Source organism: Acinetobacter lactucae, assembly GCF_013344765.1.
GTDB classification, from domain to species: Bacteria; Pseudomonadota; Gammaproteobacteria; order Pseudomonadales; family Moraxellaceae; genus Acinetobacter; species Acinetobacter lactucae_A.
This window is the reverse complement of record NZ_JABVBF010000173.1, coordinates 1-7,331: the sequence shown is the minus strand read 5'-3', so window position 1 is coordinate 7,331 and position 7,331 is coordinate 1. Positions and strand designations below refer to the sequence as shown.

The following is a 7,331-nucleotide window of genomic DNA, read 5'->3' as shown; positions in this document are numbered from 1 at the left end:
CTATGAAGTATAGCTATAAACCTAACTACTTTTTCTTTGCTCATAAATTAGTTTTGTTTTTAAAGGATTATCTGATTAAGCATCCGACGGAGCAGCAAACATCATTTAACCTGCAAACGATTTATGACATCTTTAGCCATGATCTTGCTTCGAGTACGACAAACCTTGAAGGGATCTTAAATATTGCAGATGAATATGTCTTTGAAACAGAGGATGGTTTACTGCCACTAATTAGTAAGCATTCGGTCAATCTCAAAAATCATGTGCTTTCTTTAGAGTTTTCACCTCAAGCTTTGGCAAGTCTATTGTCAGGTCGTACGTTGGTAAATCCTAAAGCAGCCTAGATTTTCTTTTAAGGTAGAGTGAACTCATATAAAATTCATAAAATTTATTTTTAAGAGTTATTTATGAGTAAAGACTTTAAGGCCTTAACTTATATTGCGGATGATAATGTAGCAGATACAGTGACTTGGCTTTTACACCATCAAGATGTTTTTGATTCTTTTAATTTTGATGTGTTGAGTCAAGAATTCACAGTAACGCATGCAGCAGGAAAAGATATTATTCGAGTCGGAACTTTCCTGAATGCTACTTACGGAATATTAGTAACCTCTATATAAATGAAAAAAGCCCTGAATGATCAGGGCTTTTAAATTTTTTAATTTGAGTTAAGCACTCATTGCATCTACTGATAAATCAGCAACAGTTGGCTTTGGTTTTTCAGCTGTTAAACCTAGTTTATTAAATAAAGCTTGGTCTTTACCTTCACCAGCATTTGGTGTGGTTAGTAGTTTATCACCAGAGAATAATGAGTTTGCACCTGCCATAAATGCTAATGCTTGGTCTGAATCACTTAATGATTCGCGTCCTGCAGATAGACGGATATAACTATGTGGCATGATAATACGCGCCACAGCAATAGTACGGATCCATTCAATAACATCAAGCTTTTCAACGTCGGCTAAAGGTGTTCCCTCAATAGGAACAAGCATGTTGATTGGCACAGATTCAGGATGAATTGGTAGGGTAGCGAGTTCATGTAATAAACCAATTCGGTCTTCACGACTTTCACCTAAACCTACAATACCGCCACTACAAACTTTCATACCAGCTTGACGAACATAATCAAGTGTATTTAAACGATCATCAAAAGTACGGGTACTAATAATGTGAGAATAATACTCACGAGATGTATCTAGGTTGTGGTTGTAATAATCTAAACCAGCAACTTTTAGGCGTTCTGCTTGAGATTGATTAAGCATGCCTAAAGTCATACAGGTTTCCATACCTAATGCTTTAACTTCGCGTACCATCTCTAAAACATAAGGCATATCGCGCTCATGTGGGTTACGCCAAGCAGCACCCATACAAAAACGTGAAGAACCTGAATCTTTTGCAGCTTTCGCTTCACTAATCACTTTTTCAACAGCAATACGTTTTTCTGCTTCTAGTTTTGATTCGTAATGTGCCGATTGTGAGCAGTATTTGCAATCTTCAGGACATTTACCCGTTTTAATAGATAAAAGGGTACTGACCTGAATTGAATTGGCAGTGAAGTGCTCACGATGTACTTGTTGAGCCTTGAAAACTAAATCCAAAAAAGGTTGTTCATATAAAGCTTGGATTTCTTCACGATTCCAATCATTACGTAGAGTCATTGTCATATCCATGATGATGGCATTAATTCACTATACATAATCATACAGAATTCGTATTAAAGCTATAGGGCAAAAAACATCATTTTTTTAATTTGATAGCTGAAGTTGATTAAGTTGCTGTTCAATTGCCCAATCAATATGCACATTGACGATTTCGTCATGTAAATTTTTGCCATTTTGTAGTTGATCTACAATTTCTTTTGAATAAGGTGCGTTGCCTAAACCGATGGCAATATTACGTTTAAATGATTGATAACCTGTCCGGCGAATAGGGCTACCTTCTGTATTGGCTAAAAAAGTGGCTTCATCCCACTGCCAGATATCAAGCAGACTAATATTATCTAATCCATGTCTAGGGTTGAAATCGGTAATAGAAGCTGTTTTGGCAAAACTATTCCAAGGACAAATTAACTGACAGTCGTCACAACCAAAAATTCGATTACCAATACCTGCGCGTAATTCTTCAGCAATAATTCCTTTGTATTCGATAGTTAAATAAGCAATGCAACGCCTTGCATCTAGCATATAAGGCTCGACAATCGCTTGGGTCGGGCAAATATCAATACAAGCGCTACAAGAACCACAATGTGCTGTTGCAGGTTCATCGAAAGGTAAATCGAGTGATGTAAATAGCTCACCTAAAACGAAAAAAGAACCTGATTTTTTATGAATAAGTAAAGTATGTTTACCTGTCCAACCCATTCCAGCACTTTCAGCTAATGATTTCTCAAAAATAGGCGCCGAATCTGCAAAAGGACGAGATTCAAAGTCACCAACTTTTTCACGAATTCGTGTTGCTAGCGTTTTCAATCTACCACGCATGACTTTATGGTAATCACGGCCACGTGCATAACGGGCGATAATGGCAGAGTTAGGTTCCAAAGGTACATATCGGGGTTTTGGAGATTCCACAAGATAATTCATACGAACGCAAATAATACTTTTTGTGCCAGGCACTAATAGTGTTGGATCAGCTCGCTTTTCTAGATTTTCTTCTAAATAGGTCATGTCTGCATGATAACCACGTTCTAGATATTCTAAAAAACGTGGCATTTGCTCTTGAGCATCTGGTTTTGCAATGACACAATCAGCAAAACCCAAGTCTAATGCTTGAGCTTTGATCCATGCTTTTAATTCATGTGGATCAATTTGTTGCACTGCAATGCGTGATGTGTCGGAAGATGTCATAAACCAAAATGCAAGAGGATAATAATATGCAGGCGGTAGTTTACCATAGCGATGATATTCGAGCATGGGAGCGGCGCTGGTTTGCTGCGCAAAACTCCTCATTAGGTTTAATGCAACAAGCGGCTTGGTTAATTGCTCAGCAGCTTATTGAACTTTTTAAAGATCAGACTATCAAGCATATTGCTGTTTGGTGCGGGCAAGGCAATAACGCAGGTGATGGTTACTTTATAGCAAGTTACCTTAAACAAGCTGGATTTCATGTTGAAATATTTGCAGCTCAATTGGGTGAGTCAAATGATTTACATTGTGCGGCGCAATTCGCTAAAGAAATGAAAGTCGAAATTCATTCAAATTTTAATGTAAAAAGAACATTTGATTGTCATATCGATGCCTTATTTGGCCTAGGTTTAAACCGAGAATTAAATAGTGATTGGCAACATGTGATTCAAATATTTAATGAACAAGTGGGCCTAAAAATTTCGATTGATATACCGAGTGGCTTACAAGCAAATACAGGGCGAGTCTTACCTTGCGCAGTGAAAGCTAATCATACTTTTACCGTTTTGGGGCTTAAAGCAGGATTATTCACAGGACTAGGTAAAGAATATGTAGGAAAAATTCATTTAGTTAATTTAATACCAGTAGATCAAGAACTGAAACCTCTTGCTTACTTGACGCCAACACATATCAAACTTCCTAAACGTTTGGCTTTTGGACATAAAGGGAATTATGGGCATGTCTTAGTGATAGGCGGACATGAGCAAATGGGTGGGGCTGTTATTATGGCTGCTGAAGCTGCTTTTCATGCGGGTGCAGGCAAAGTGACAGTGGTTTGCCATCGCAACCATCATCAAGCTATTTTGTCGCGGGCCCCTAATATCATGCTTCGTGATATTAATGCTTTAGATGAAAATAGTATTAAAGAGATTTTATCTCAGGTTGATGCGGTATGTTTTGGAATGGGATTAGGCCGGGACGATTGGGCACAGCAAATTTATGAGCAATGGTTTAATTTGTTAAATCAGAGTACGCACCTAGAAACTGTTTTAGACGCAGATGCTTTATGGTTTCTTGCCAAGCAGCCTGAAAAATTGGGTGCACATGTTTATGCGACGCCTCATCCAGGAGAAGCTGCTACCTTACTTGGTTCTTCTACAGCGCAAATTGAAAAGGACCGAATTGCTGCAATTCATGCTTTGCAACATAAATATGCGGGTCAGTGGGTACTTAAAGGAGCAGGTAGCTTAATTTTAGAGGATAACTTGTATATCTGTACGCAAGGTAATGCTGGTATGGGAACTGGTGGAATGGGTGATGTATTAGCTGGAATGATTGCAAGTCTAAAAGCCCAGTTCCATAAGGCAATTGCATTACATGAGATTGTTACCCTTCATGCTCAAGCAGGTGATGAACTTGCAAAACAAGGTATGCGTGGTTTACAGGCTTATCAAATGAATGAAGCAATTACTCAAGTAGTGAACTAAGAAAGTTTTAACGTCTACGACTGCTAGAGCGGCTTCGTCCACGCGCCATACCACCTAAGGCATTAAGGACAGAAAGTTTACTCATACTTCCTGATGCATGCGCATGGCAAATGGCAGCAGCAAGAGCATCGGCTGCATCGGATTGAGGCTTAATCGTTAAATTAAGTAATCGCATGACCATCATTTGAACTTGTTCTTTATCGGCAGCGCCATAACCAACCACAGACTGTTTAATTTGACGGGCAGTATATTCTGCAACTTGTAAATCTAAATTCACTAATGCGGCTATGGCAGCACCACGGGCTTGTCCTAGTTTTAAAGCAGAGTCTGGGTTTTGAGCCATAAAGACTTGCTCAACCGCAGCTTCAGTTGGACCATGGAATTTCACAATTCGCTCAACGCCAGCAAAAATACGTTTTAAGCGTTCTGGCATTTCTTGAGTTTCTGTTCGGATTGTACCAGCATCAACAAAACGCAGTTTGCTACCATCTTTTTCAATGATTCCGTAACCTGTTAAGCGTGAACCCGGGTCAATTCCAATAATCAATGCCATGTGAAGACTTATATAAATAGTTCAGTAGGTATTGTTACATAGCCAAAAAGGTTATGCATGAGTAATTTAAAGAATGCTGTGATGAATGGTTATTTTTCGGGTTTTATCGAGCCAATTTATATTTTCTAAAATCATTTGATGTAATTCCATTTTAATGGAATACTTATCTATAATTTTGGAATTTACGTCTGTGCTAGATGGAAGATATTAATTTACGCATTGCGCAGCAAGTACGTGAACTACGTCTAGCGCATGGTTATACGCTAGATGTACTTGCTACCCGATGTCAGGTAAGCCGTTCTGCAATTTCACTCATTGAAAGAGGTGAGGCGAGTCCAACAGCGGTTGTCCTTGAAAAGCTGGCAAATGGTTTAGGGGTTCCTTTAACTCAGCTATTCTCCACTTCACAAAATAATCAGTCACCACAACCTATAGTTCGACGCATTCAACAATCAGAATGGAAAGATCCCGAAACAGGGTATATTCGCCGTCAAGTCTCTCCTCCAAATTGGAAGTCTCCATTTCAAATTGTTGAAATTGAATTTCCAGCTCATGCCCGAATTACTTATGAAATTAATGACACCTCTAATGTTGTACAACAGCAACTTTGGGTAGTTGAAGGGCAAATTGATATTCAGTTAGGTGAAGATTGTTATGCTTTAAGCAAAGGGGATTGCTTGGCTATGCAACTCAATCAACCAATTATATACATTAATAATTCAGCTCAAGTCGCTCGCTATATTTTAGTCGTCTCTAGTCAACTCGTATCTGCCGTTAAGGAATCTTTATGATCTATTCCCTCAATTCTAATTTGCGTTTAATTGATTGTAATGAAGCAGAATATGCAGCGGCTATATTAGAGATTTTGAACGAGGCAATTATTAACTCTACAGCACTGTATGATTATGTACCCCGCTCAATTGACTCAATGAAAACATGGTTTTCAGTTAAAAGGGAAAATGGTTTTCCAGTGATTGGTATTGTGGATGAGACAAACAAGTTATTGGGTTTTGCGAGTTGGGGAACGTTTAGAGCTTTCCCAGCCTATAAATATACGGTCGAACATAGTATTTATATTCATCATGAACATCGTGGCAGCGGATTAAGCAAAATTCTAATGCAAGAATTGATTAAGCGTGCTCAAGAGGCAGACCTACATGTATTGATAGGTTGTATCGATGCAACCAACCAAGCGAGTATCGGTTTACATGAAAAAATGGGCTTTATCCATGCAGGTACTTTTAAGCAAGTCGGTTTTAAGTTTGGCCAATGGTTAGATGCTGCTTTTTATCAGTTAAATTTAAATACACCACATACCCCGGTTGATGGATAAATAATAAAAGTTTCAAATTTCAAGTTTAATAAATAGCCTAGTTTAATGTGAAATATAAACTAGGCTATAGAGTCAAAATTATAAAATACCTAGCTGTTCTAATCCTTTATAAGCAATTTCTTTTCGAATAGAACTAGGTATTCCTTTTTTCATTTCTAAATTGAGTGAGAACGCTACAATTTCTCCTTGTGGTTGAACGACCCAGCCTGTTAACCAGCCCACTTGAGGCTCCACATCCCATCCCCAACCGCTTTTAGCGTAAATTTTACGTCCGTTTTTTTCTTCTACGAACACCATAGATTGAACTTGTTCTTGTACATTTTTGCTAAAGGGAAGAGTTTTATGTGCTAATTCATAAGCAAACTGTGCTTCCTGTTGAGGCGTAATTTTGAGTGGACCGACAAGCCAAAAATTATCTACTTTTGAACCAATATCAGCATTACCGAAACCAATACGCTTTACCTCTTTAGACATAAGATCAAGGCCAATTCGTCGAGCTAGTTCCTGATAAACTGGAATAGCAGAAGCTTTCATAGCATCGCCTAATGTCATGTCTTTTTCCCAATCGGGAAATAAACGCTTTTGCCCATCCCATTTAAACACTTCAGTTGGTGTTGCTTTATGATGCTCAAGACCGATCAAAGCATTTAACATTTTAAAGGTAGAGGCGGGAACATATTCGGTTGATGCTCTTTTAAGATCATTGCCATAGACTTCCTCTGTTTGGCCACGCTTAATAACCAAAACACCAGTGGTCTGTGCTTGATCAAACAATGATTTAATTTCTTCTGAATTTTTATGGTTAGAAATAGCGTGTATTTGATGCTGTTGTACTGTATTGAAAGAGCATGCTGACAAAAAAATCGTACTAATGGCAAGGAAAAGAGTTTTTTTATTCATAAGTCTACGCAGGTTTAAAAAGTATTATTCTTTAATTTAACTTGAATAGAGGGACTTTTAGATAGAGAAAATGTAAGTTATTTAGATAACTCTACACCTATGAACTACTGTTTAAAATTTTATAAAAGAATTATATAAACAAAGAAATATATCTAATTTTTCTAAGAACCAAAGCTTTTTATTGGACTAAAAAACTGCTTGTGAGAGAGCTATAC

The 7,331-nt window shown here is 37.9% G+C and carries 9 protein-coding genes; 5 read left to right on the top strand and 4 right to left on the bottom strand.

Annotated elements, in window-relative coordinates:
* Nucleotides 1-2 precede the first annotated feature (2 nt).
* Both HUN22_RS14390 and HUN22_RS14385 read left to right on the top strand, forming a co-directional pair.
* Complete coding sequence (locus HUN22_RS14390) at nt 3-344, top strand: hypothetical protein (RefSeq protein ID WP_174730652.1); 342 nt, start codon at nt 3-5, stop codon at nt 342-344.
* 63 nt (nt 345-407) lie between these two features.
* The gene (locus HUN22_RS14385; protein ID WP_081174201.1) at nt 408-620 is read left to right on the top strand and encodes a hypothetical protein; all 213 of its coding nucleotides are present in this window, start codon (nt 408-410) and stop codon (nt 618-620) included.
* A gap of 48 nt (nt 621-668) precedes the next feature.
* On the opposite strand, the gene bioB is transcribed toward HUN22_RS14385, so the two are convergent.
* Together bioB and queG are read right to left on the bottom strand one after the other, a co-directional pair.
* Nucleotides 669-1,658, bottom strand: coding sequence for a biotin synthase BioB (gene bioB, locus HUN22_RS14380; protein WP_005069622.1), 990 nt, complete (start codon nt 1,656-1,658; stop codon nt 669-671).
* Between the two features lie 87 nt (nt 1,659-1,745).
* Entirely contained in the window at nt 1,746-2,846 is a 1,101-nt protein-coding gene (gene queG / locus HUN22_RS14375) for a tRNA epoxyqueuosine(34) reductase QueG (RefSeq protein ID WP_217488192.1), read from the bottom strand.
* A 26-nt stretch (nt 2,847-2,872) separates the two neighbouring features.
* Between queG and HUN22_RS14370 the strand changes: the two genes are divergently transcribed.
* Nucleotides 2,873-4,330, top strand: a complete 1,458-nt coding sequence (locus HUN22_RS14370; RefSeq protein WP_174730649.1) for an NAD(P)H-hydrate dehydratase — start codon at nt 2,873-2,875, stop codon at nt 4,328-4,330.
* Between the two features lie 7 nt (nt 4,331-4,337).
* Here the strand turns inward: HUN22_RS14370 and ruvC are convergent, their stop codons facing one another.
* The gene (gene ruvC, locus HUN22_RS14365; RefSeq protein WP_002121356.1) at nt 4,338-4,883 is read right to left on the bottom strand and encodes a crossover junction endodeoxyribonuclease RuvC; all 546 of its coding nucleotides are present in this window, start codon (nt 4,881-4,883) and stop codon (nt 4,338-4,340) included.
* 197 nt (nt 4,884-5,080) lie between these two features.
* On the opposite strand from ruvC, the gene HUN22_RS14360 reads away from it, so the two are divergent.
* Both HUN22_RS14360 and HUN22_RS14355 read left to right on the top strand, forming a co-directional pair.
* Nucleotides 5,081-5,674 carry a helix-turn-helix domain-containing protein gene (locus HUN22_RS14360; RefSeq protein WP_174730646.1) on the top strand — a complete coding sequence of 198 codons (594 nt, stop codon included), beginning with the start codon at nt 5,081-5,083 and terminating at the stop codon, nt 5,672-5,674.
* Complete coding sequence (locus HUN22_RS14355) at nt 5,671-6,216, top strand: GNAT family N-acetyltransferase (RefSeq protein WP_174730643.1); 546 nt, start codon at nt 5,671-5,673, stop codon at nt 6,214-6,216. The genes HUN22_RS14360 and HUN22_RS14355 overlap by 4 nt, the downstream gene beginning before the upstream one ends.
* 78 nt (nt 6,217-6,294) lie before the next feature.
* Here HUN22_RS14355 and blaOXA read toward each other — a convergent pair whose 3' ends face one another.
* Nucleotides 6,295-7,116: an OXA-213 family carbapenem-hydrolyzing class D beta-lactamase gene (blaOXA, locus tag HUN22_RS14350; RefSeq protein ID WP_174730639.1), complete on the bottom strand. Its 822-nt coding sequence runs from the start codon at nt 7,114-7,116 to the stop codon at nt 6,295-6,297.
* Nucleotides 7,117-7,331: the final 215 nt, after the last annotated feature.

Coding starts and splice junctions, on each gene's coding strand:
- HUN22_RS14390 (WP_174730652.1), top strand. CDS start 3: ATGAAGTATAGCTATAAACCTAACTACTTTTTCTTTGCTCATAAATTA.
- HUN22_RS14385 (WP_081174201.1), top strand. CDS start 408: ATGAGTAAAGACTTTAAGGCCTTAACTTATATTGCGGATGATAATGTA.
- bioB (WP_005069622.1), bottom strand. CDS start 1,658: ATGACTCTACGTAATGATTGGAATCGTGAAGAAATCCAAGCTTTATAT.
- queG (WP_217488192.1), bottom strand. CDS start 2,846: ATGACATCTTCCGACACATCACGCATTGCAGTGCAACAAATTGATCCA.
- HUN22_RS14370 (WP_174730649.1), top strand. CDS start 2,873: ATGCAGGCGGTAGTTTACCATAGCGATGATATTCGAGCATGGGAGCGG.
- ruvC (WP_002121356.1), bottom strand. CDS start 4,883: ATGGCATTGATTATTGGAATTGACCCGGGTTCACGCTTAACAGGTTAC.
- HUN22_RS14360 (WP_174730646.1), top strand. CDS start 5,081: ATGGAAGATATTAATTTACGCATTGCGCAGCAAGTACGTGAACTACGT.
- HUN22_RS14355 (WP_174730643.1), top strand. CDS start 5,671: ATGATCTATTCCCTCAATTCTAATTTGCGTTTAATTGATTGTAATGAA.
- blaOXA (WP_174730639.1), bottom strand. CDS start 7,116: ATGAATAAAAAAACTCTTTTCCTTGCCATTAGTACGATTTTTTTGTCA.